Source organism: Aliiglaciecola sp. CAU 1673 (assembly GCF_029223185.1).
Classification (GTDB): Bacteria; Pseudomonadota; Gammaproteobacteria; order Enterobacterales; family Alteromonadaceae; genus Bowmanella.
This window is the reverse complement of sequence record NZ_JARHUG010000001.1, coordinates 335,424-358,253: the sequence shown is the minus strand read 5'-3', so window position 1 is coordinate 358,253 and position 22,830 is coordinate 335,424. Positions and strand designations below refer to the sequence as shown.

Here is a 22,830-nt window from a genome sequence, read left to right as displayed (position 1 = left end):
TCACGACAGTGCCGAAAGTCACTCCGGCTTTTTCGCCACGATAAACAGGGTCATCTTGCTCTCCTTTGGCCGCCACTGGTAATCAAGTTCAAAACCGGCCCGGGTAAGACAATTTGCCAGATGCTCACCGCTGAAAAAGCTGACATAGGGCATCAGGCCCAGCTTGTAACCGATAGGTGCTATCCAGCGCAGCCAATTCATTCCCTCTTGCAGGCACACGGTGCTGGTAATAAACACGCCGCCTGGCTTAAGCCATTTATAGACTTTGGCAATCAACGCTTCCTTATCTTCCAGCAAATGCAAAAGGCTCATGGCCATGACCACATCCAGAGGCTCCCTAGGATTCAAATCATCAACAGAAGCCAATTCAAAATGCACATTGTCGATGCCTTCTTCTTCAGCCTTCGCCCTGGCAATGCCGAGCATTTTGGGAGAGATATCGGTAGCCAGAATATGCCCCACAAAAGGAGCATGCAGCAATGCGGTGGAGCCAGTGCCACAGCCTAGTTCCAGCACCTGACTGTCGGGACGGAAATACGCCCTGGTTTTCGCCAGCTTATGCTCATAAGCCGGCATATTGGCAATAGGTTGTCTTGAATACTTGTCGGCGATGCGATCCCAAAATTTGGCGGTAGCGGCCATCTTATTCCCCCTCGGTGAATTTGATAAACATCCTACCCATGCAATTATTTAGCTACAATGGCGATAATTGCACCTCAGCTATACGTATTTTTATGACTTGGCGTAGCATCAATTTCGATTGGAACAGAGCCAGAGCCTTTTTGGTCACTGCCGAAGAAGGCTCCTTCTCTGCCGCCGCCCGAGCACTGAACATGACCCAGCCTACTTTGGGCCGGCAGGTCAGCGCCCTGGAGCAAGAGCTGGGAGTATCTTTGTTTGAGCGCACCGCCAGAGGGTTAAGCCTTACCGCCAGCGGTCATGAACTGCTGGAGCAAGTCAAATCCATGGCAGAAGCTGCCGGGCGCTTTTCCCTGCTGGCCAGTAGCCGCGCTGAAGAGTTGGAAGGCCAGGTCTGTATCAGCGCCACCGAAGTCATGGCCGCTTTTGTATTGCCGCCCATTCTCGCTTCCCTGCACAGTCAGGCACCTGGCATTCAAATTGAGCTGATTGCCAGCAACAGCGCCAGCGACTTGCTGGCCCGCGAGGCCGATATTGCTATTCGCGCCTTTCGCCCGACCCAGGCCGATTTAATTTCCCGGCGCTTAACGCCCATCCCGGCTCACTTGTACGGCGAAAAGGCCTATATGCGCCGATTTTTACGCCGCGAGACACCGCAGGATTTAAAGGGGGCCCAGTTCCTTGGTTTTCGTGAAGGGGACGCCATGCTGCCAGAGCTGAATAAATTGGGTTTTGGGTTAACCGATAGAAGTATCCCTCTGTATGTGGATCACCATCTGGTGCAGTGGCAATTGGTCAAACAGGGACTGGGGATCGGCTTTATGCTCGAGCAAATCGGCGATATGGAGCCACAGGTGGAAAGAGCCCTACCCAATTATCCGGCCCTGGAAATCGAACATTTTTTGGTGGTCCACCGTGAACTCAGCACCAGTCGTCGCTTGCGACTGGTGTTTGACCTGTTGGCAGAGGCACTGGGCTAGTCATCACGCCAGGTGGTCTGTAGTATCCCTTTAAAAGTAAAGGCTATTTTGAATATGGGGCCGACTAGCGCATGTCATCCATTTACATCGTTGCCGAACAGCCGCCAACGCCCGACGAGTTTAACGCCTTAAGAGAAAAGGTCGGCTGGGACAGTGTTGACCCGGCATTGGCCAAAGCCAGCCTGGCCCACCCCCTCTTCCATGTGGTGGTCAGAGACCAACAAAAATTGATTGGCATGGCCCGGGTGGTGGGCGATGGTTATCTGTACTTTTATATCCAGGATGTGGTGGTTGACCCCGACTATCAGAGCCTGGGTATCGGCAAGATGCTAATGGACAAGATTGAAAGCTATCTGGCCAGGGCAGCCAAACCAGGTGCCACAGTGGGCCTGCTTGCCGCCAAGGGCAAAGAAGCCTTCTACCGCCGTTACGGCTATCTGGAGCGGGATGGCGAGGCCCTTGGCAAGGGCATGTGCCGCTTTATACAAAGACAAAAGACATAGCCTTAGCAGACCTGTACCTACCTATATGACCATCCAATTTGTTAACTTTCTACAATTCGGGCTCCTGACCCTGACCCTCTTTGCCATTGCACTCACCTGGCATCAGCGAGCCTATCGCATGCTTCAGGGGCTGTTTGCGCTGGTAGCTATATCCATGCTGTTTAATCTGCTGGAAGAAGTGGGCAGTCTGCGTCAGTACCATTTGGTCACACCCATATTTTTACTGGCCATGGGGCCGGCTATTTATCTGAGCATCAGGCAGTTAACCGGCAAACCCATCAATCTTCTCAGTGCTTTGCATTTTGTCCCCATGCTGCTTGCCCTGCCCTTCACCCAACATAGCCAGTGGGTGATTGCTGTCGGCACGCTCTCAAGGCTTATATATTCCGGCTTCTCCCTTAACCTCATCCGCCTTTTTCACCGAAAGCTCCAATCCTATCGCTCTGATGCCGAAGAGTTCTCCCTGAATTGGCTGGGTTGGCTGGTGGGTGCATTTGCGCTGATTGGCATACTGGATCTGATCCGGCTAAATCTGCAGCCCTATATCAGTCACACAACCAATGTGCTGGGGCAAACTGCCGATACTGGCCTGACCTTGCTGTTGTTCTCTATTTTGATTTACCAGGCACAAAAATACAGCCAACAGCTGATGCACCTGTTTGATGAGAGTTGCCAGCTGCAGGTCGAAAGCCCCCCAAAACCTTTGCAAACAGAGGATACAGACACCTACAAGGTTATCTTCGAAGCCCTCGAAGCCCAGCTCATCCGAGAGCGTTGGTACCGCCAACCCCGACTCAACCTGAATCAACTCAGCCAACTCAGTGGCTTGCAAAGTCGCGACATTTCACGTGCCGTCAATCTGTGCACTGGGCTGAATTTCAATGACTACATCAACCGTTTGCGGGTTGAAGACGTGAAGCAGGCCATCGCTGGCAATCAACAACAAAATCTGCTGACTTTGGCCTTAGACGCAGGTTTTAACGCCAAGTCCAGCTTTAATACGGCATTTAAAAAACACCAGGGCATGACCCCTAGTCAGTATAAAAACAGCCTGGAGCCGTGATCCTGAACGTTCAAGATCAGGATCTTGAACGCCAGCGCTTTATCTGAGAGTCAACATCATCTGCAACTCATATCGGGAGAAAAGCAGATGAAAACCTTATTACTCTTATTGTGCCTGTTACTGAACGCCATCTTCGCCAGTGTCGCGTTGGCCGATGAAACAGGTGATCTTACAAGCTACGTGATCCGACATATCAATGTGGTCGATGTTGCCAACAAACGCTTGCTGGAAAATCAGCGAGTGTGGGTTCAGGGGCAGGAAATCACACTTATCGAATCCGATGACAGCCCGATACGCCAAGCTGTCAAAGAAATTGACGGCAAACAGGGCTATTTAACCCCTGGACTGATAGATATGCATATTCACGCCTGGGATCCGGCGGCCTTTGCCATCAATCTCTCCCATGGCGTGACCCACGTGCGTATTATGAACGGTGTGCCTGAGCACCTGATTTGGCGCCAAGCATTAGCCAATCAGCAACTGATTGGCAGCACCATCATAGTCAGCAGCCCTATCCTGTCGGGTTATCAGAATGCCCCTCTGCACCAATATATCGGCACTGAGGCGCAAGCCAAAGATGCAGTAGCGCAAGCCGCCGAGCTGGGCTATGACGTGCTGAAGGTTTATGGCAGTTTGAGTGCCGAGGCCTTTGCCTGGATACAAGAATTCGCGCAACAAGCCAATCTACCTATTGCCAAACACGGTCCTCATCCGCCCAAAGATGACTGGGCCCAACTCAGAGGATTGCAATCCCTTGAACATGTGGAAGACATCTTCCAGGGGCCGCTTAACCATCGTCAGGATCCAAGGAAACTGGCTAGCACCGTGGCCAAGCTGGCCGAGCTCAAGGTGCCGGTGACGCCGACACTTAATATCTATCAGCAACTGACCAGAATCAGTGCCGAAAAGCATGACTTTCTGACCACCCTGCCCCAGGACTATATCTCTCCCTTGATAGCTTGGTTTGATGGTGAAGATCAGGTCAAGCGCTGGCTGGATGCCGACAAGCAGTTGGCAGCCCATAACCAAGCAACCCTGGATTATCTGCTGACAATCACCAAGCGGTTGTTTGATGCCGGTGTCCCCATCCTGGCGGGCTCTGACGCCGGTGTGTTGCTCTCTCCTCATGGCCTCGCCCTGCATGAAGAATTGGCACTGTTACATAAAGCCGGCCTGCCAGTCTTTGACGTGTTGCAAACGGCCACTCTCAATCCAGCAAAGGCTTTAGGGCTGGCATCGCAAGCAGGGGAGATACATGCCGGGAAAGTTGCCGATATGATCTACACCCAAGCAGATCCTACGGCAGATTTAAAAGTGCTGAGTCATCCAAACGCAGTGATTACACAGGGTAAATGGCTAAACCAAGCTGAATTAACGCAATTACGGCAGCAAGCCATTGATAATCGCAGCTTATTTGATGAGGCCGTACTTTTACTGAAAAATATCTAATCGAATCGCGACGCCAAACACTGGCGAAGAGGATAAGGATGCGACAGCAATCCTTATCTTTTTACCTCGAACTGATATGCTTCGACCGCATCAAGTGAGCAAAAGGAGTCATACAGCCTTGCAAGACCCGATACAGCAGTTTAATCAGTGGTGGCAAGCCGCAGTTAAGGACTCGCCCCTTAGGCAAAAAAGCGCGGTCTGCATTTCCACCATCAATAAGGACGGCTTTCCCAGCGGCCGTTATGTGGATCTTAAGGCGGTGGATAAAGAAGGCTTTGTCTTTTGCACTTACCTGGACTCGGATAAGGGCCGGGATATAGTCAATAACCCCAAGGTTGCGCTGACCGCCTGGTGGGATCATATGGGCTATCAGGTGCGGGTGACCGGCCAGGCCAATGCCATTGACGACGTTAAAGCGCAATCCTACTGGCAAACCCGTGGCCGCGACGCCCAGCTGACCACCCATGCCTTTGCCCAAAGCCGCCCCCTGGACTCCCAGGCCGATCTAAAAAGCCGTTTCGAGGCCATCAGCGAAGCATTCAGAGACAAAGGTGTGGAAAAACCACAAAACTGGGGAGGCTATTGTATTGCCCCACAAACCATCGAGTTTTTAACCTTTCAGGAAAATCGCCTGCACCTGCGGGAAAAGTACCTGCGGTTGGCGCAAGGCTGGCAATTGCAGTTGTTGCAACCCTGAATAACCTCCCTGTCCGATTCTCAAAAACATCCGGTACGCGACGCAATCTGAAATGCAGTGTCCTCGCTCCCAAACACTGTGCCGGGAAACAAAGCCTCGTTATAATTCGCGCGCTTCAAAACGGGAAGTGGAATAAATAAGAGGTAAAGGGAAATGGAACTGAAACATATTGCGTTATTTGGCAGCCTGACGGTATTGGTTGCCTGTGGTGGTGGCGGTGGCGAGACTGCCGCTAATGCGCCGGTTAGCGGTGGAGGAGGAGCAACAACGCCGCCCCCGGCCCCGCAGCTGATTCTGGAAACGGTGCAATATAATAGCTGCGACATTGAATCGCCCCTCGCGGATGTTGACGTGGTGATACATGATGCACAAGGTGCAATTATTAAGACCCTGAAGACAGATAGCCAGGGTAAATTGGCCACAGACTGGCCGGCAAATGCAGCCCATGTGACCACGGTCGGTAAGTTCATCTATAACTCCGAAGAAACCACAGATATAAATACCGTATTGAATACCGGAGCGGTCGATTTGGGTATCCAGCGTTATCCCAACTTTGATGACAGCACGGGCTGTAATTGCCATGAAGTCACACTGACCACCGAAAACCTCGTTGGCATCTATAACGAATACAAAGTGCTTTCTGATGGTCGGGAAGTCGGAGTATCGAATGTCAGCGAGCTTGTCCGGGAGGTTTGTGGTGCCGAGCAAGAAGTCGATGTTTTACTGAAATCACCAACAGGCATTGAAGTCCTGGCTGGTAAAGTGAGTGTAGAGGGACAGACCAGGATTTCCCTTAAGCCTGAAGATTTCACGGCAACTGGCGTGCCGGTAAATGCCTGGTTGGGCGAAGAACCCGAATATATTGAGTACGCGATGTGGGACAGCATTACTCACGAGTCGGACAGGATGCAATGGAGACAATACAGTTATAACGGTGTATCGCCTGATGGTATCCATGTATTTCCTGCGCTATCCGATAAAACCTTTTTGCGTTTTTACTCTAGTGGCTGGTTCATGGTAGAAGATGTTTCTGTAAGAGTTAATACCAACACCATCAAAAGAACGGATGCAAACGGCGATGCCGGCGAATTTCTTCCCATTACCCCCAATCAGACTTTAAGTGATAGTCTGTTCCAATTGGGCCAAGGAATTTCCGAGGGGGGATTCTCGGAGTATGACTTCTCTGGCGCTTATGAAGATCTTGGCAAGCTCAATATCTGGTATCGAGCCATACACAGTACTGGTGGCGAAATAGGCTGGTATATTCATGCTCCCACAAAAGGCAATATTCCGGATCTGCGTTTACCTGAAGAGCTGGAAAGCAGACTGGAAAGCAGCGAGCCGAAGAGTATTACTACCACCTTGCGAGGATATGGTTCGCCAATATCTTATGCTGAAGTGCTGAAAAAAACGGCCGAGGCCTCAAAAGCCGAGAGCTGGTATGACACGGATATATACAATCAATATCGAACCTTGAGCCTTAGAGTTTCCCTGTGAGAGCTTGAAGAAATAGCATCAAGGCGAGTATAACTCGCCTTTTTTATTGTTCATGACAACTTCAAAATCGTTTTCCCCATTGTCAATCTTCGCTAAGCTTTGTGGAAGATTTTGAGAACGTTGAAATAATCGTGAATGAAGCAATAGTCTGCTGGCAATGCGGAAAGCTGCTTGAGGGGCTGATTTTGCCCATGTCGCGCCGGGAAGAATGTGCCCACTGTGGTGCCGACCAGCATGTCTGTAAGCTATGTGAGCATTTCGATGGTCGTTACTGCACAGAGCAGCGTGCCGAGCCGCCAACAGATAAAGAAAAAGCTAATTTCTGCGATTACTTTAAGCCAAAAGCCAATGCCTATGGCGGCGGTTATAAAGATAAATCACAGGCAGCTAAAGACAAACTGGCCGCATTATTTGGCGATGCACCGCCTGAAGACAAAAACAGCAAGAAAGAAGAAAGTGAGCGCCCGCTCACACCTGCCGAAATAGCCGAACAAAAGCTACGTAAACTGCTGGGCGGCGACTAACCTTCAAAGCGTTTTAGCCGTTTGATCCAATTGCCTCCATCCATTGCTGCACAAGCCTCTTCGCTGTCCAAGCGCACATTCTGCCTGGCGTCTTTAAGGCGAATGCCGGCGCGTAGCAAGCGGCCCTGAATCTCCTGGCGTAGCTTTTTATCCAATCCCTCTTCTATCGCTTCCTGCAACTGGGCCTGGGTATCAAACACGCAGGTCACCACTAACGAGCCGGGAAATCGTTCATAGCTGGCGGTATGGGTCAACCATGTAAAACCCGGTGCATAGCCCTTGGCCGCTTCACAGGCCAAAGTCAGGGCCTTAACCACATTGTCATCTAGCTTTTTAATGGTTTTATTCAAGGCTTGGTCACTCAGTAAAAAACGGGGAGTGAGTGTATGACAAAATGCGGCAAAGCCAAATCATGATCACAGATTGGATATCACGCTTCTCGCCAATGTCATACAGGACAACAGCCGGTTGCAGGCCATTCATCCAATGGTGCAGCAGATTTGAAACTAATTCTTCCCCAGGCCATTTTCTTCTCTCAACCTCTGTGTATTATTTAGGCAACGCTAGCGTCCATTGCTGACGCAGCATAAGGGCAATGGAATTTTTTTATTTGGGAGAGGACTGCAATGGTAAGAAGAATATTTTCCTTATTAATCCTGATGGCAGGAACTTCGGCCTGGGCACAAGTGCCCGGGCTGGATTGTGAAATGCGCGCCAATAATCTGTATTTTTCAGCAAAAACCTTTAATGACACCAACTTCCCTTTCAATCTGGCGAGCGATGGTATGCAGCTGATAAAAGGCAGTGCCGATTATCAGTTGTTCCAATTGGCCTATTCAGGGTTGGAGCAGGGCCACAGCGAAACGCAGATAGTCGCCAGCATCAATAACCGCTGTCAGGCAATGCCTGCATCCCTTCTTGATGAAGAACAAGTGCATTTCTATGAAAACGAGGACACCGAAGGCTACAAAACTGCATGCGGTGGTTTGATGCTCAGTTTACTTAGCGCTTATGAGGCAGATGAAGAAGAGTGGCGTGTCAATGTTGCGGCCAATCCCGGGCCCCGAACCAATGAGTTAGTCACCGCTCTGCTTGCCCAAAAGGCACAAGGCAAGCCGGCCAAAGAGGCGATTGGCACAGTATTCGCACTTTGTGATGCCAAGTCCGAGCAGGATAAGCGTCTGCTAGCCAAAGAGTACTTCGCCGAATAATAGGTTGTAAACCAAAACGCCCAGGTCTTGCCTGGGCGTTTCAATGACAATTTTACAAAAGTAGGCCAGGCCATATCTGATTTTTTATGGCACGTCCCGCTACACGGTTCTTAAGTACCACTGATACTCCAGTGGCGACACATGGAAATTAAACTCATTATTCTCAGCGCGTTTGCAGGCAAGATAAACGCGGCAAAAATCTTTTCCTAAATAACGAGGCACAATTTCACCCTTTTCAAAGATATCCAGAGCATGAGACCAAACGTTGGGTAGGGTGGGCTTGTGTTGTGCATAGGCATTGCCAACGGTTTCCGGACCACAGTCTAATTTTTCGGTGATCCCATAATGCATACCTGCAAGAACAGCAGCCACCGCCAAATAAGGGTTTGCATCAGCACCGGCTACGCGATGTTCTACACGTAACGCATCATTGGAACCCGCGGGGATTCGTAATGAAACAGAACGATTATTGACTCCCCACGCAGGGCAATTAGGGACAAATGAGTTTGTTCGAAAGCGTCGATAGCTATTGGCATTTGGCGCAAATATCGCCATCGATTCTTTCATGGTTTCCATCAAGCCGCCGAGGGCGTTTCTCAACAACGCATTCACGCTTCCGTCTTTTGTGGCAAAGACATTGATACCATTGCTATCCACCAGGCTCACATGGATATGCATGCCGGACCCTGCGCGCTCGTCGTAGGGCTTGGCCATGAAAGTCGCTTCAAAATTATGGTTGAGGGTAACGCCTTTGATTAACCGTTTAAGCAAAAACGCATCGTCACAGGCTCGCAATGCATCGGCACGATGTTCGAGGTTGATTTCATATTGACCAGGCGCGTACTCCGCAACGGCGGTGTCTGCTGGCAAATCCTGGATCTCAATGGCGTCCGCCAGATCCTCCAACAGCTCATCAAAATCATCGAGATCTTGAATGGCGTAAACTTGGGTTGACTCTTCCCGTAATCCTGTAAATGGGGATATAGGAGGTTGTGGCGTGTAGGTGTTTATACGCTGTCGATCAATCACATAAAACTCAAGCTCCACCGCTACTACCGGCGTCAGTTGCAGTTCTTTGAATCGGTCCAGGACACCGCTAAGCACCGCACGTGGGTCAGCAAAGTAAGGCTTGTTGTTGGCGTCTACCATGGTGATTTGCAGTTGCGCCATTGAGCGCTTTTGCCACGGAGAAATTTTTAGTGTTCCAGGAACGGGCCAGCACATTTGATCGGCGTCGCCGGTGTCAAAACCAAGACCCGCGTCTTCAATGGTATCGCCGGTGATGTCTAACGAAAAAATAGAGCCAGGCAGCGCAATGCCAGACTTGTAAACCTTGAGTAAACTGTCCCGATCTATACGTTTTCCGCGGGGCACGCCGTTGGTATCGCACACAAAGCAGTCAATTCCGGTAAGGCCAGGGTGCGCTTTAAGAAATTCTTCGGCTTCTTTTATAGCGTTTGGGTCAAACATGATGTTTCATCCGTGTGTAAAAATTGTAGGCCGGTGTTTAATATATTGGAATGCTCAGGGGCACACCAACTAAATGTCAAGCAACCTCGAAATTGTGGTGCGAAGCAGCATCGGTTGCTCTTCTTGCGAACGATAAGGTTGTCGGTCTAGGCTCAATACAATGTTAGCGCCGTCACCCAAGATGTTTGCTTCGGCCAATCCCAAATCCAAGGACGCTTATAAGCTATAGCGTTAACCGGAGAATCCATAGATGAGAAAAATCACTTTTATCGCCCTTGTCACCCTGTCAGCTTCATTGACAGGGTCAAACCTCGCTCAAGCCCAAACAGAAAAAGCGGAAGAGCATCGCGCAGAACAAGCGAAGGATGCCCTCCAGCAAGCTGAGGAAAAGAAGCTGGAAGCCTTGAAACGGGCTGAGGAAAAACGCTATGAAACCGGAAAAGACAAGGATGACATGGACAAAGATGAGCACAAATGGACTGAGGAGCGGTTGCGAGGTGAGAAAAAAGCACGCGAAGAAAAAGAACGGGAAGGTCGTAAAGAAGGGCACAAGCGCGAGAAAGAGGCCATGAAAGCCGAAAAAGAGCGTGCCAAAGAGGAAAAGAAGCAACTGAAAGAAGAAAAGGCACGCTTAAAGGAGGAGGCTAAGAAAGCCAAGAAGGCACTGAAGGAGAAAAAAGAAGAGGATATAGACTGAGAAGAACCCCACCTTCTCCTCATTCGAACCAACAGCAATTTCGGTTATCATAAGCTGGTTTTAGCACACAAAAACCGTGCAGATGGCGGAGTATTGCTGTCTGGCTTGCAAACTTAATTGGGAGACAACAACATGAAGAAGATCGGATTACTGCTGGCAAGTGCCATGCTGCTTGCTGCCTGTGCACCGGAAGTAGGTACCAAAGAATGGTGTGAAGCGCTAAAAGAAAAGCCAAAAGGCGAGTGGACGGCCAATGAAGCCAAAGACTTCACCAAACACTGCCTCTTCGGTAACGAAAAAGACTAATTCAATTCAATTTGCCCTGGTGCGCTGTGCCCAGGGCTCTCCAATCACTCAGACTTATCCTTCCTACGCTGTAGTGCCGCGCTGAGCCAGTTTTTGCTGGATATACTCCCCCGCTTTACCCGTGACGGCCCACACCATTAACGCTCCCCAAGCGATCAGAGAAAAACCGGCCGGAATATTCAGTACAGCGATTTTGGCCAGATGGCGGCGATTAAAAAACACTGCCAACAATGCTGGCAAGAAATACACCAGCAGAAAAAGCAGGACGAATACGACCAGGAACGGTGCGTCGGCTTGCTGCCAGGCCTGGCTGAATTGGTTAATAAAGTCGCTCATTGAGTTACTCCTAATATCAAGAATAGTTTTACCTTCCCCTTAGTAGTCTCCCCATTCATCTTTTTCTTACAGTACTTGAGCTATTTATCACCCCAGCCACTATCATCCTGTCCTGCCCACCCGTCCATCCATCGTTTCTAAGAGCTTGGTTGCGCGTCACAAGAGTACAGTAACTCAAACACCCACTTTGGCATGGAATGAGAATTTTCAATGAAGCTGAAGAGTTTTGCCCTATTGCTACTTCTACCGTTACTCGCACAAGCAGAGAGTCTTACTCAGAAGCACAAAGCCCAACTTATTGAGGCACTTAGTGAGGCAATCAGCGAACAATATGTGCTAACGGAAAATATCGATGCGATCCATCAATCCATTAGTGCTCTTTCCCAAAGCCAGATCTTTCACAGCGAGAGTGATGCCTCACAAATAGCTAAGATGCTGTCTACTGAACTGGACAAATTCGATCACCATTTTTCGGTATCTTGGCGCGCCAACCTCGAGCAAGGAAACGCCACCGCAGTCAAAGAAAGCTGGTCCAGCAAAATGGCACGCAAAAACTCAGGTTTTAACCACGTCGAAATTCTTGAGGGCAATGTCGGCTATGTGGATTTTTGGGGCTTTGCCGATGTCAGCGAAACATCAAGGATGACCGTCAGCCATGCATTGGGCTTTTTGTCACACGTCGACGCTTTAATTATTGATCTTCGCCAAAATGGCGGCGGTAGTGCGGAGATGGTGCAGCTGATAAGCAGCTATTTCTTTGCCAAACGTACCCATTTAAATAGCCTTTATTCCAGACTATCCGGCAGAACCATCGAGTACTGGACGTTCGATGGTGTAGGTCCCAAGTTCCCTGAAAAACTGCCAATTTACATTCTCATCAGTGATTACACTTTCTCTGCCGCTGAGGAGTTTACCTATAACTTTAAGCAACTGCAGAAAGCCATCATAGTGGGTGAAACCAGCAAAGGCGGGGCAAATCCCTGGCACTATGTTGAACTTGGAAACGGATTTCGCGCTGCGATCCCCTTCGCCAAAGCCATCAATCCTATTACCAAGACCAATTGGGAAGGGGTCGGAATTACACCAGATATTGCCGTTCCGGCGTCAGAGGCTTTAGACAGGGCCTATTTAATGGCCCTGGAGACGCTGAAAACAGGCCAGCACAATTACTATCAACAGGTGGAAATTGAAACTCGGTTAAACCAGCTGAAAATGAGCGCTCACTAAACTTTGGGCGTCATTAAATAGGCATAGGCTGTTTGAAATGCAGGTTCCTGAAAGGCTTTTAATCCTGTGCCACTGAAATCGATGGTCAGCGGATGGCGGTTGATCGCTTCCTTAACCGCCGTCTGGCTAATGGTCTGCACATCCAGGTTGTCCATTAACTCAAGCGCCGCTTCCATTTTAAAACCGATGGCACCCCCGGCAAATTTCCCTTTCATGGGGCGTTCACGAATTATCACTGTATCCACTTTGTAATCCAGCATCAGCTTGGCAAAGGTAGATTGGAAATGCTTAAGGCCGGCCCCGTCATGTCCGGCGAGACTCAGGCGACGGGCGCGGCAGTCGGGGATTTGGAACACCCCGTCAGACAGAGACAATAAACAAATATTGGCATCATTGCCTTTTAATTCTACGCCACAAACTCGCATGCTATTCCCCAAAATACTAAAGGCCGAGATTATAACGCCATTTAGTATCAGACGCAGACTAATCAGCCTGGCGCTGCTCAATTTTTCTTTGCCCGGTCTTTTCTACCAAAAATCGATTCGCACACTATGCTTAGGTGCATAAACAGATGTTTTGCATGTCCCGGCGTTTGGCCATTCTTGGATGCAAACTTGCTTAAACCGTTCTGTCAGCAAGGCGAGGTTAGATGAGTATATCGGCCAATATTTTACGTCACATTGAAAATTTTACTGCACAGCGAGACCGAGAATTACTGGCATTTAGCCTGCTAAAGAGTATCGGCAGCATGTTGTCACCTGACAAGGCCACCATTATCAGCCTGGACCACCGCAGTAATCCCACCGAAGAAATCAGCCTGGTAGGCAAAAAATGCCAATGCCGCTACAGCAATATCATCATTGACCAGAGCATTCTCGATTCCTTGAATGACATGAATCAGGCATCCCTAACCGAGTTCACCCGCTCTTATGATGAGTTGTTTTTGAGTATTCACCTGCTCAAGCAACACAGGCAATCTACTCAGTTCCTGGTGCTCACCCTACGACAGCCTTTGGAAAAGCCTCAGCTTTACGTGATAAAAGGCATGCTGAGTATTTACAGCAACTTTACCTCTTTGTTGATAGAAGCGCAGACCGATGAACTGACAGGCTTGATGAATCGAAAGACCTTCGAAGAGTCGGTGGCCAAATTGTGCAATCAAGGCCATTCCGTTGCCGACGAAGATTTCGAGAATGACAAGCGGCACTACAAGTTTTCCAACAATTGGCTGGTGATTATTGATGTGGACCATTTTAAAAACATCAATGATCAATACGGTCATCTTTATGGCGATGAGGTATTAATTCTGCTCTCCCGCTTGCTCAAACAAAGTTTTCGAAGTGAAGACTTACTCTTCCGCTTCGGCGGAGAGGAGTTTGTGATTATCCTGCGCAGTCTTAGCCGCGATCATTGTGAAGCCGTATTAGAAAGACTCAGACAGCAAATCTGCAATACCAAATTCGCCAAGGTGCCCATGGTTTCCGTTAGCATGGGTGTAGTGGAACTCGATCTGAACGTGTTCCACGCGACATTGGTTGATTATGCCGACCAGGCCCTTTATTACAGCAAGCGCAATGGCCGCAACCGGATTACCTTCTTCGAAGACATGGTAAAACAGGGCATCGCCAAAGAGCAGGAAGTAGAAAGCGGTGATGTGGACTACTTTTGAGTAGTTTTAGCCGGTAAAACATCCCTCTCGACCGGCCATTCAGTGGCGACCAGGGTTTCTGGTGCAAACATTGCCTCGCCAAAATCCATATTTGTGCGTATATCCAGGATTTGACTGGTGCCCAGCCACCGTTTATTGGTGAGATCATAGTTGTCGCTGAGGAAGGGGCGGATCATACCCTTCACAGGCCGAAAGTCGCTGTAGCGAGTTTCCACCAGCACCTCTCTGTTATCCAGATCAGGATGAAACGCCCGCAGATCACGAGAAGCCAAGATGGTGCCATCGGCTTTATCCAGTAGATAGAATTTATGATGGTCATCTTTTAATATCACTTTTAACAGATAAGCGGGTTTGCCCTCTCTGATTTCTTCCCCCAGCAGTTCCAACTGATTCCCTCTTTCCGGCATATCCAGCAAGGTAAAGAGGTTGCCGGGAAGCTCCACACCGAGCCACAAAGCGGCAGCCTTCTCGCCGCCAATAATCTTAGATTCGGGTAGTTCCGGCCACCATTGCCCCCCTGTTTGCCGTTATAGGCCTCGGTAAAAACCGGCTTACCCTCCGAGAAGATATCGATACGCATTTTACCGTCCTTACTGGCGCGGTAGATGCCTTCCACCTCAAATCCAGGCTCCTTAATGGACAGCTTAAGACTGATATTCTGGGTAGCTTGCCAAGCCGTTACTTCCCCCAAGCTGCTTTGATGCGTTTCCAAAACCTGTTGCAGAGCGTCGGCGCTAAGTGCGGGAGCAGTGAGTAACGAAAGTAAGGTAAGACAGCGTTTCATCTTGGGATCTGGAAAAGTGGGTTGTGGTGACTAAGTCGATATCACCTCCAACATAGTTGTGTATTACCTCCATTCTTCCAGACCTTGTTGCTTAACATGTTGAATCAGTTCGGGAAAAAACTGCAAAAAACAACTTTCCAATTCCTCATGGTAGCGCTCAATCTCATCAAGACAGCCGGAAAAATCATTTTCAAAGCGAATACGCCGGGCAATATTGTCCAATGCCCGACCAACCCCGTGCAGGCTTTGGTACTGAGCAAACCAATGGTGCTCAATCATGTTGCCCACCACATGCTGCATGCGTGGCGGCATCTCTTGCAGGCGTATTCCCAGGTAACTGTAGGTTTGCTGGCAAAAGCTTTCAAAGAGCTGATCAGAGAAATCCTGCCAATGGCAAATCAAAAAATGATCGAACAATACATCCATGGCTATCCCGGCAAAGCGGCGTCGCTTAGGACTGAAGTGTTGTCTGGCATCCCTGACAATAGGATGGGTATCGGTGAACCTGTCCACCAGGCGGTGATTAGCCAGCCCCGCCTGCACCGCCTCAGAATAGCTCGAAGCATCAATACCCCGGCTAAAATCGCCTAACAGGTTGCCAAAGTAGGAGTCTGCCGACGGCTGAGCCAGAAAGAGGTGGGCGAGATAGTTCATCGTGCAATATCAACCTAACCTTAAATGTATATCCAGCTCTTACTTATCAACATATACACGCGCTCTCCGTTAGTGGATAAATACCCGTTAAAGAATTATCCCTACATTTGCGCATTGCTATGAGCTAAGACAGTATGAGTTACGTATATACTTGTATTTAATAATCAGCCCTACGGGGCTTTTTTTCATCAATCCAAAGGGCTTTTCGATGTTCAATACCAAGCTTAAAGAACAGCTTCTTGATACTCAAAATCAGATTCAGGACTATCAAGCACTTTTTTCTGCTATTAAAGCCAATGTGGCCTATATCGAATTTAACCCAAAAGCAGAGATTCTTGAGGTAAATAAGTTATTTGAAGAGGCAATGGGCTACTCCAAAGCGCAGCTGATTGGTAAACACCATCGCATTTTCTGCACCAAAAGCTACGCAGAATCTTCCCAGTATCGTGATTTTTGGGCTGAATTGGGGAATGGTGTCGGCAAGCAAGGGATCTTCGAGCGAGTTAATAACAAAGGAGAAACATTGTGGCTTAAAGCCACCTATTTCCCGGTGAAAAACAGCCATGGAGTGGTTGAGAAGATTGTAAAAATTGCTTCTGACGCCAGCGACGAGATAAATGATCTCGCTGAACAAAAGGCCATGTACAAGGCACTTGACCGCTCACAAGCCATCATCGAATTCACGCCGGATGGCCATATTCTTAAAGCCAATAAAAACTTCCTAGATGCCATGGGCTATCGTTTTGAGGAAATCAAAGGCAAGCACCATAAAATGTTTTGTGAGGAAGGCTTTTATCAGCAGTACCCCAATTTTTGGTCCGAGTTGGCCAAAGGCGATTTGAAAACAGGACGATTTGAGAGAAAAACAGCCTCTGGGCGCAGGATATGGCTGGAAGCAACCTATAACCCAATTTACGACGCTTTCGGGAAAGTCAGCAAAGTGGTGAAGTTTGCCACTGACATCACCAATGCCATGAGTTTTCAGAATGCCATACAACGTGGTGCCAATGAGATATACGAAACCCTGGGGGACGTCACCCAAATGACCGGCAATGCCAAAACCTTGCTGAACGAAGCTACCCATACTTCCGGTAAGATGGCTCATCAGGTAAGTGAAACCACCGCCCTAACCGAAAAGCTGAACAAAGAATCAGAAAACATCTTCAAAATTGTGACCACGATTAAGGGCATTGCCGACCAAACCAATTTACTGGCCTTAAACGCCGCTATTGAAGCCGCCCGGGCTGGTGAAATGGGCAGGGGCTTTGCTGTGGTAGCGGATGAGGTTCGACACTTGGCCTCACGCACATCTACTTCCACCACTGAAATAGAAAATATGGTGGCGCAAAACCGGAGCATGACCCAACAAGTTACTCAAGATATTGCTTCGATTAATCATATTGCTGAGCAGGGGCTGGCCAAAATCAAGGATGTGGAAGCGATCATCGAACAGATTTATCAAGGCGCGATGGCGGTTTCCCAAACCGTAGAAGAGATGACGCAAAAAGAGATTCATTAGGCAAGTATATAAGCCTTGGATTAAAGCAGAGAAGCTGTGCCCCATCAGCTTCTCGTAGGCCGTTTTCACTATTGCTGTTTGCTTTGATTTAACTTCAATTGCTGGATACGAATCAAATCTGTTGGCAGTGTTGCTTGCTTCTGAACATCAAAAAGTTCCAATGCTTTCTCGGCCTGATTCCCCTGACCTTGCAAGGTTAGGTCTGACATCACTTTAAATCGTTGACGATCAACAAAGGCCTGAGGCAACTGTTGGTTCTGCTGTTCCAACCATTGGACGTTGTCCGCCATGCCACCGCCGGCCACGGCCTTGCGGGTTTTAATGACCTGCTCGAGCGCCATCTGACTGGTGTTAAGCTGCGGATTGATTTTGATCACCTGCTGCATGGTCATTTCTGCTCTGTCCACAGCATCCACATCTAAATAGGCCATGGTGGCCTGAATGTACCAATGCTGCGCCAGCTCCTTATCGGAATTGCAACCCGATTGATTGGGCAAAGTGCAGTTGTAGCCATCAGCCAACAGCTTTGCCATAGAAGGTTGCGGATCGGGGTGGCCGGTGCGTTCGGCGATTTTTTCGCTGGTGCGAATCGCATGAGTCAGCTGAAACTTTGCCCCCATTACACCACTTTCAAAACGGCCCATATCGGCGTACAGCTTTCCCAGTAAACTGTGATGGCGTTGAATCGCCACTAGGTCGTTGACCTCATATGCGCGGGACTTACTTGCAAACAACAGGCTTTCCAGTTGTCTGAAATGCTCTCCATTCGGGTCAAGTTGCTCTTTGTAAAGATGATTAATCCGCGCTAAGTCGGTAAGGATCTCCAGCGGAATAGCACGCTTACCTTTCAACTCAGACCAGTAGACTTGTGGATTTGGCGCATAGTAAAGTGCTCCGCGCCACATGGCGTCGGCGCCGGCGATATCGCCCTCAATTAACAGATGATGGCCTTGGCTCCAGCCTGCAGCAGCCAAAACCTGGGCTCTGACAACATTCTGTGTCCACCAGCCCCCTTGAGCGGTTCCCGATTCCAATATCCAGTGTCCCAAGCGAACCTCATCGGATGGCGCTCCTAAATGGGCATCGGCCAGGCGCTGAGAAAGTTCCGTCCACATAGTGTTGTCGCCAGCTTGTCTGGCCTTTTGCACGCTTTGCTGGGTTAGCTGTCGTTCCCAAGCTTCCGCTTCCACCCATTCCAGCATAGCCTCTACCCAGGTTTCTGTTTCGAGTTTGGAGGACTGCTCAATAATGGCCATTAACAACCGGCTCAATTGATCCGATGCGATGTTCTGTTGCCGTGCAGCCAGCCTTAATAAGGTTTGGGCTTTGTTATCGTCAGGTCCTTGGCCAAAGGCATCTAACAACAGGGTCAGACTCTCGTCTGTTGCCCGTTGCGCAAAAGCCCGCGTCATCAGGTTGAAGGCTTGATCTACTTCTCCCGATTGCAATAACAGCTGAGCGGTCAACTGCGCCAGCTCAGCAAACCGCTTAGGATCATCAATGCTTCGCATCTGCCGCAGTAAGCCATTACTGTCGCCTAATTCCTGAAGTACCAATATCAGATTGTCCTGACTGGCACGATGATCAGGCCTGGCCTGCAAAATCGCCTCATAGTCGGCTTTTGCCAGCTCAAGCAAGGCCCGTTGCCGATCGCCTTTTACGAGGCGGGCGGCTCGTTCCGTCATCAACCAGGCAGAGGTAAAACGCAGCTGTAAGTGACAGGGGTCTTCAGCTTTCTTCTGTGCACAATCGGCGCGTTGTTGCTCCAGTAAGCCCGACGCAGAGCGCCAATCTCCATTGGCTACCAGCGCTTCAATACTTTGCGCGTAGGCGTTGCCCCCCAGCCCCAGAATAAGCAGCAATAGCAGGACCTTCATGGCTCGTCTCCTGAAAATGAGACGCTGCTGGGGGAAGACTGCGCGATAGCCTGCTCAGATTCACACCTGCGCCGGTACTCGAGCACACGTACGCCTACCACCACCGCATGCGCCGGATCTTGCAGCAACAAACTGACATCCTCGGTGGCCAGGGTAAAGGTGACCTTGTCATCGTTCTCGTGCTCTTTCACCTCGGCGTTGTAGTCATCTATAAAGCCAAACCCCGGTACCTCACTGCGCACAATAACTTTACTTTGAGGGCGCAAACAAAGATCTTTGGCTGAGTGCAGAATCAACCAGCCACCCTTTGAGCCCAGAGGCTGTAAGGATGCCTCCCGGGTAAAACTGACCACCGGCAATAGCTGACTCACGATCAACCTGTGCTTATCGTTACGTACCTGCCAACTCAGCGAATCGGCGATGGATTGTGGGGATTCGGCATCGGCCAGACTGGACGCCGCATCTCGGAATAACCAAGTCAGCCGGGGCTCCAGTGGCTGCCCCTGTTCCTGCAAATTTAAAAAGACATAATAGTCATGGATATTGATGCCCTGCCCGGAAGCTGCGGGATTATCGATAACAAATTGCAGACGGTAGCCACTGTTGTCGTTTTCATCGGTGAAGTCAAAATAACGAATACGGTCGTTAAGGACCTCACTCAACTGATGCTCTGCCAGGGTCACCGCCGCCTGGCTGTCCGCTTCGCCAAGCAGGCTGGCAAAGTGCTCGCCCAAGCTAACCTCAACACCAATGAGGGTTTTAGGGGAGGCCAGCACGTTGCATGAGCTGATGACAAACCCTATCAGCATCCAGGCTGTTTTCAGGTTGTTGTAATTGCCCATCATCAAAATCCTCGATATACACATCCTGATAAGCTACTTGCGACACAAGGTGCAGCGCCCCGGCGAAATACTTTTTTTGGTCTTTGTTGGTGATTAACAGACAAATCGTTTCACCCGGTAGCAAACTGATATTTTCAGCCACCGCCTTCGGCGAGCGCCATGTCAGCAGCATATCCGCCGCCGCATTTTGTGTTAGTTCCCGGACTATAGTCTCCAGTCGCCACTTTTCCAGTAACGATGCCGGTATTGTTCGCTCAGGACCGCTATACCAGGCACTGGCGCCCGCTAGTTCACGTAACAACATAAATTGTCCATCTGCGTTTTGGCGCAGTACATGCAGGTGACCGCTGTTTACCAGCAGTCGTTTACTGCCCAGTGAAGGTCTCAAAAGCACGGTGGGGATAGGTCGCAAGTCTCGTTGAGGAAGCAGCGTCGTGCCAAAGACCGGCCGTATTCGGATCACCTCTGGCAGGTATCCTTGCAGGCTGACGCGATATTCACTGGCGAAAGGATTAACAAAAAAATGCAAATCCAACCGACCATCTACGCTATGAATTTGTGTACGATCCTGCGCCCCCACTAACAATGGGCTAACCATCAAGGTTGCTGATTTACCGAACTTTTCCGGCAATATGGTTAGCGTCCCCAAGCCCAGCATCAAGGTAAACGCAAGTACATAAAGCAAACCAAGAGCAGGATAAGACAAAGACTTGTTTAACCATTGTCTGAGCGCGGATTGAGAGCGCTCCTGCACGCTATCACCACTTATCCAGGCATAAATACGTGAAAAAACACCGGCAAACATGACAAGTCCGGCCAGGCTTAACCCGGGAATATTAAATAGTCCGTCCGACAAGGCATATTCAAAGTGGCGCATAAGCCACAGGTACATTGCCCCAACCCAGGCAGCCAATAGCACTACTTTGATTGGCAAAGCACCACCTCACTTATTCCTGCTTATTGGCTAAGTATAGGATTGCAAAAACAAATTTGGTTATATCAGTGGATCTACGAATTTCACCGCCATTTCACCTGTCCATGGTTAGCCTTGATGACATAGTCAACTTATGAGTAAGACCATGCTAAAGAAATGCTTCCTATCCCTGACCGCCATTACCCTTATTGGCGCAGCGTTATGGTATGCCCTGTTTGCCTTAAAGCCCGCGCCAATGGCGCAGCAGGATATTGTCCGGGCCTACCAATACGAGCCATCCGCCGATATCCAGTTTGAGGTACTGAAACAGGAGAACAACCTGCTTGAATTCCGATTTACCTCTTTTGACGGTGCCGAGGTATTTGGCCAACTCGGGTACCCGCAACAGGTGCAAGACAGCTATCCACTGCTATTGGGGGTGCATGCCATGGGCAGAAGTTACCCGAGATGGTGGCTGGATTCGTTAAATGGCAATCCCACCGTCACCCAGGTCCATCGTATCGGTGAAGTGGCCAGTCAAAAAGGCTATGTGGTGGTCGCCCTGGATGCACGCTTTCATGGCAAGCGCAAAGATCCACAAAAATCACTAAAAAGCATCATGCTGGATCTGTATCTATGGGGAGAGAAAAACCTGTATGAGGACATGGTGCGAAAAACGGCCATGGACTATCGGGTGCTGCTGGACTATCTGAAGCAACAGCCTCAGTTTGCCAACAGTTCTGTGACTGTGGCCGGGTATAGCATGGGTGGACAAATTAGCCTGCTGCTGGGTGCACTGGATAACCGAGTCGATAATATCATCGCCATCGTGCCGCCCTACCTGGACGACAAGGTAGCAATGGTGGCACCTAAAAACCTGGTGAATTTGATTGAGGATAAACCGGTCTTGCTGGTTACCGCCGACGACGATGAAAATGCCTCAATAGCAGACAATGACAGCCTGTTTTCCGCTATAACCAGCCCCCAAAAGCAGCGCCTGCAATTTCCTGGCGGGCATATTTTACCGCCAGACTATGTCCAGTCGCTGGAAGCATTTCTGTAAGGTAACCAGATAATTGGGAAGTTGGCCGCATTCAGTTAGGAAGACAAGGCAGAGCGGTCAATACTCAAAAAATGAAAAGTTTTATCTTACTCCTTGCCGGCTGCCTGATGTTGATGGGCTGTGCCGGCGCCCCTACACAGAATATTCCCTGGTCAAAACTGCAAGGCCTTGGCCAGGTTGACTATCGCCTTTGGTCCACCCATAAACTCGACGGCTCTTTGCAGGATTATCATATTTTTATTCGCCTGCCTGAGGAATATGAAGCTGGCCAAACGCAACACTACCCCACAGTGTATCTGCTTGATGGAGGCCTGAATTTCCCGCTACTGGCCAGCTATTACCGGCTGTTGCGGCTGATGAACGAAATCCCGCCGCTGATCCTGGTGGGAATAGCCTACGGCAGTGATGATTGGCGAGAGGGAAACAACCGCAGTCAGGATTTTACCCTACCCTCAGAGGAGCGGGAGTTCTGGGGGGGCGCCGCCCATTTCGAAGCACAGTTGCGAGATAGGCTGTTCCCCCGACTGGAACAGGATTACGCTATGGCGCCCGATAGACGCATTCTGTTTGGCCAATCCCTGGGAGGACAGTTTGCTCTATATACCAGCATGTATGGTCAAACCCCCTTCTATGCTGTGATTGCAAGTAATCCCGCCCTGCATAGAAATCCGGGTGAGTTTCTGGCCCCCGTTCTATCACCTGCGGATCGCCCGAAAACCTTCCTGTCATTGGCCGGGGAGGATAACGTGGAGTTCAGAGTCCCCATGGCAGCCTGGCGGGCCCATTGGCATCGGCGTCAACCGGATTGGCAGCGCCGGATAGCAGACTTACCTGGCCACAATCACCTGTCTGCCAATCCGGAGGCTTTCAGGCAAGGACTAAAATGGGTGTTCGAAACAGCACCGTAAAA

26 protein-coding genes are annotated in these 22,830 nt (G+C 49.7%); 15 read left to right on the top strand and 11 right to left on the bottom strand.

All coding sequences use genetic code 11. The features are described from left to right. Positions 1–18 precede the first annotated feature (18 nt). Positions 19–642 (bottom strand): class I SAM-dependent methyltransferase, encoded by a 624-nt coding sequence (locus P2G88_RS01465; RefSeq protein ID WP_275793834.1) that lies wholly within the window; start codon positions 640–642, stop codon positions 19–21. Positions 643–734: 92 nt separating this feature from the next. Between P2G88_RS01465 and P2G88_RS01460 the strand changes: the two genes are divergently transcribed. From P2G88_RS01460 to P2G88_RS01430, 7 genes are all read left to right on the top strand, one after another. Next, on the top strand, positions 735–1,619 hold the full coding sequence (locus P2G88_RS01460) for a LysR family transcriptional regulator (protein ID WP_275793833.1): 885 nt from the start codon (positions 735–737) through the stop codon (positions 1,617–1,619). Between the two features lie 71 nt (positions 1,620–1,690). Continuing rightward, positions 1,691–2,122 carry a GNAT family N-acetyltransferase gene (locus P2G88_RS01455; protein ID WP_275793832.1) on the top strand — a complete coding sequence of 144 codons (432 nt, stop codon included), beginning with the start codon at positions 1,691–1,693 and terminating at the stop codon, positions 2,120–2,122. Positions 2,123–2,147: 25 nt separating this feature from the next. Next, a complete protein-coding gene (locus P2G88_RS01450) occupies positions 2,148–3,185 on the top strand; it encodes a helix-turn-helix domain-containing protein (protein ID WP_275793831.1) in 1,038 nt (345 codons plus the stop codon). An 87-nt stretch (positions 3,186–3,272) separates the two neighbouring features. Then, the gene (locus tag P2G88_RS01445; protein WP_275793830.1) at positions 3,273–4,634 is read left to right on the top strand and encodes an amidohydrolase family protein; all 1,362 of its coding nucleotides are present in this window, start codon (positions 3,273–3,275) and stop codon (positions 4,632–4,634) included. A 76-nt stretch (positions 4,635–4,710) separates the two neighbouring features. Further along, positions 4,711–5,331 carry a pyridoxamine 5'-phosphate oxidase gene (gene pdxH / locus P2G88_RS01440; RefSeq protein WP_275793829.1) on the top strand — a complete coding sequence of 207 codons (621 nt, stop codon included), beginning with the start codon at positions 4,711–4,713 and terminating at the stop codon, positions 5,329–5,331. Positions 5,332–5,484: 153 nt separating this feature from the next. Continuing rightward, complete coding sequence (locus P2G88_RS01435) at positions 5,485–6,828, top strand: hypothetical protein (RefSeq protein WP_275793828.1); 1,344 nt, start codon at positions 5,485–5,487, stop codon at positions 6,826–6,828. Positions 6,829–6,959: 131 nt separating this feature from the next. Next, on the top strand, positions 6,960–7,352 hold the full coding sequence (locus P2G88_RS01430) for a hypothetical protein (RefSeq protein WP_275793827.1): 393 nt from the start codon (positions 6,960–6,962) through the stop codon (positions 7,350–7,352). Here P2G88_RS01430 and P2G88_RS01425 read toward each other — a convergent pair. Next, complete coding sequence (locus P2G88_RS01425; protein ID WP_275793826.1) at positions 7,349–7,702, bottom strand: Fis family transcriptional regulator; 354 nt, start codon at positions 7,700–7,702, stop codon at positions 7,349–7,351. The two genes, P2G88_RS01430 and P2G88_RS01425, sit on opposite strands and share 4 nt — an antisense overlap. A gap of 276 nt (positions 7,703–7,978) precedes the next feature. Here P2G88_RS01425 and P2G88_RS01420 point away from each other — a divergent pair, with 276 nt between their 5' ends. Then, entirely contained in the window at positions 7,979–8,563 is a 585-nt protein-coding gene (locus tag P2G88_RS01420) for a hypothetical protein (RefSeq protein ID WP_275793825.1), read from the top strand. A gap of 99 nt (positions 8,564–8,662) precedes the next feature. Here P2G88_RS01420 and P2G88_RS01415 read toward each other — a convergent pair whose 3' ends face one another. Beyond that, positions 8,663–10,033, bottom strand: coding sequence for a glutamine synthetase family protein (locus P2G88_RS01415; protein ID WP_275793824.1), 1,371 nt, complete (start codon positions 10,031–10,033; stop codon positions 8,663–8,665). Positions 10,034–10,283: 250 nt separating this feature from the next. Here P2G88_RS01415 and P2G88_RS01410 point away from each other — a divergent pair, with 250 nt between their 5' ends. Together P2G88_RS01410 and P2G88_RS01405 are read left to right on the top strand one after the other, a co-directional pair. Beyond that, the gene (locus P2G88_RS01410) at positions 10,284–10,730 is read left to right on the top strand and encodes a hypothetical protein (RefSeq protein ID WP_275793823.1); all 447 of its coding nucleotides are present in this window, start codon (positions 10,284–10,286) and stop codon (positions 10,728–10,730) included. Positions 10,731–10,862: 132 nt separating this feature from the next. Continuing rightward, a complete protein-coding gene (locus P2G88_RS01405; RefSeq protein ID WP_275793822.1) occupies positions 10,863–11,036 on the top strand; it encodes a DUF3012 domain-containing protein in 174 nt (57 codons plus the stop codon). Between the two features lie 63 nt (positions 11,037–11,099). Here the strand turns inward: P2G88_RS01405 and P2G88_RS01400 are convergent, their stop codons facing one another. After that, positions 11,100–11,372, bottom strand: coding sequence for a superinfection immunity protein (locus P2G88_RS01400; RefSeq protein ID WP_275793821.1), 273 nt, complete (start codon positions 11,370–11,372; stop codon positions 11,100–11,102). A 210-nt stretch (positions 11,373–11,582) separates the two neighbouring features. Here P2G88_RS01400 and P2G88_RS01395 point away from each other — a divergent pair, with 210 nt between their 5' ends. After that, positions 11,583–12,599 (top strand): S41 family peptidase, encoded by a 1,017-nt coding sequence (locus P2G88_RS01395; RefSeq protein WP_275793820.1) that lies wholly within the window; start codon positions 11,583–11,585, stop codon positions 12,597–12,599. On the opposite strand, the gene P2G88_RS01390 is transcribed toward P2G88_RS01395, so the two are convergent. Further along, the gene (locus P2G88_RS01390) at positions 12,596–13,024 is read right to left on the bottom strand and encodes a DUF3010 family protein (protein WP_275793818.1); all 429 of its coding nucleotides are present in this window, start codon (positions 13,022–13,024) and stop codon (positions 12,596–12,598) included. The genes P2G88_RS01395 and P2G88_RS01390 overlap by 4 nt on opposite strands. A gap of 224 nt (positions 13,025–13,248) precedes the next feature. Between P2G88_RS01390 and P2G88_RS01385 the strand changes: the two genes are divergently transcribed. Continuing rightward, positions 13,249–14,268: a GGDEF domain-containing protein gene (locus P2G88_RS01385; RefSeq protein ID WP_275793817.1), complete on the top strand. Its 1,020-nt coding sequence runs from the start codon at positions 13,249–13,251 to the stop codon at positions 14,266–14,268. Here P2G88_RS01385 and P2G88_RS01380 read toward each other — a convergent pair. The 3 genes from P2G88_RS01380 to P2G88_RS01370 all read right to left on the bottom strand — a co-directional run bounded on the left by P2G88_RS01380 (position 14,259) and on the right by P2G88_RS01370 (position 15,706). Next, complete coding sequence (locus P2G88_RS01380) at positions 14,259–14,711, bottom strand: hypothetical protein (protein ID WP_275793816.1); 453 nt, start codon at positions 14,709–14,711, stop codon at positions 14,259–14,261. The two genes, P2G88_RS01385 and P2G88_RS01380, sit on opposite strands and share 10 nt — an antisense overlap. Further along, positions 14,603–15,052: a hypothetical protein gene (locus P2G88_RS01375; RefSeq protein WP_275793815.1), complete on the bottom strand. Its 450-nt coding sequence runs from the start codon at positions 15,050–15,052 to the stop codon at positions 14,603–14,605. The genes P2G88_RS01380 and P2G88_RS01375 overlap by 109 nt, the downstream gene beginning before the upstream one ends. A 63-nt stretch (positions 15,053–15,115) precedes the next feature. Further along, complete coding sequence (locus tag P2G88_RS01370) at positions 15,116–15,706, bottom strand: ACP phosphodiesterase (RefSeq protein ID WP_275793814.1); 591 nt, start codon at positions 15,704–15,706, stop codon at positions 15,116–15,118. A 208-nt stretch (positions 15,707–15,914) separates the two neighbouring features. Between P2G88_RS01370 and P2G88_RS01365 the strand changes: the two genes are divergently transcribed. Beyond that, complete coding sequence (locus tag P2G88_RS01365; RefSeq protein WP_275793813.1) at positions 15,915–17,225, top strand: PAS domain-containing methyl-accepting chemotaxis protein; 1,311 nt, start codon at positions 15,915–15,917, stop codon at positions 17,223–17,225. Positions 17,226–17,293: 68 nt separating this feature from the next. On the opposite strand, the gene P2G88_RS01360 is transcribed toward P2G88_RS01365, so the two are convergent. The 3 genes from P2G88_RS01360 to P2G88_RS01350 are packed head-to-tail and all read right to left on the bottom strand — an operon-like array spanning position 17,294 to position 20,878. Then, positions 17,294–19,102, bottom strand: coding sequence for a hypothetical protein (locus P2G88_RS01360; RefSeq protein ID WP_275793812.1), 1,809 nt, complete (start codon positions 19,100–19,102; stop codon positions 17,294–17,296). Further along, on the bottom strand, positions 19,099–19,878 hold the full coding sequence (locus P2G88_RS01355) for a hypothetical protein (protein ID WP_275793811.1): 780 nt from the start codon (positions 19,876–19,878) through the stop codon (positions 19,099–19,101). The genes P2G88_RS01360 and P2G88_RS01355 overlap by 4 nt, the downstream gene beginning before the upstream one ends. After that, a complete protein-coding gene (locus P2G88_RS01350) occupies positions 19,862–20,878 on the bottom strand; it encodes a hypothetical protein (RefSeq protein ID WP_275793810.1) in 1,017 nt (338 codons plus the stop codon). Before P2G88_RS01350 ends, P2G88_RS01355 begins: the two co-directional genes overlap by 17 nt. 145 nt (positions 20,879–21,023) lie before the next feature. Between P2G88_RS01350 and P2G88_RS01345 the strand changes: the two genes are divergently transcribed. After that, entirely contained in the window at positions 21,024–21,920 is an 897-nt protein-coding gene (locus tag P2G88_RS01345) for an alpha/beta fold hydrolase (RefSeq protein WP_275793809.1), read from the top strand. Positions 21,921–21,991: 71 nt separating this feature from the next. After that, positions 21,992–22,828 (top strand): alpha/beta hydrolase-fold protein, encoded by an 837-nt coding sequence (locus P2G88_RS01340; protein WP_275793808.1) that lies wholly within the window; start codon positions 21,992–21,994, stop codon positions 22,826–22,828. Positions 22,829–22,830: the final 2 nt, after the last annotated feature.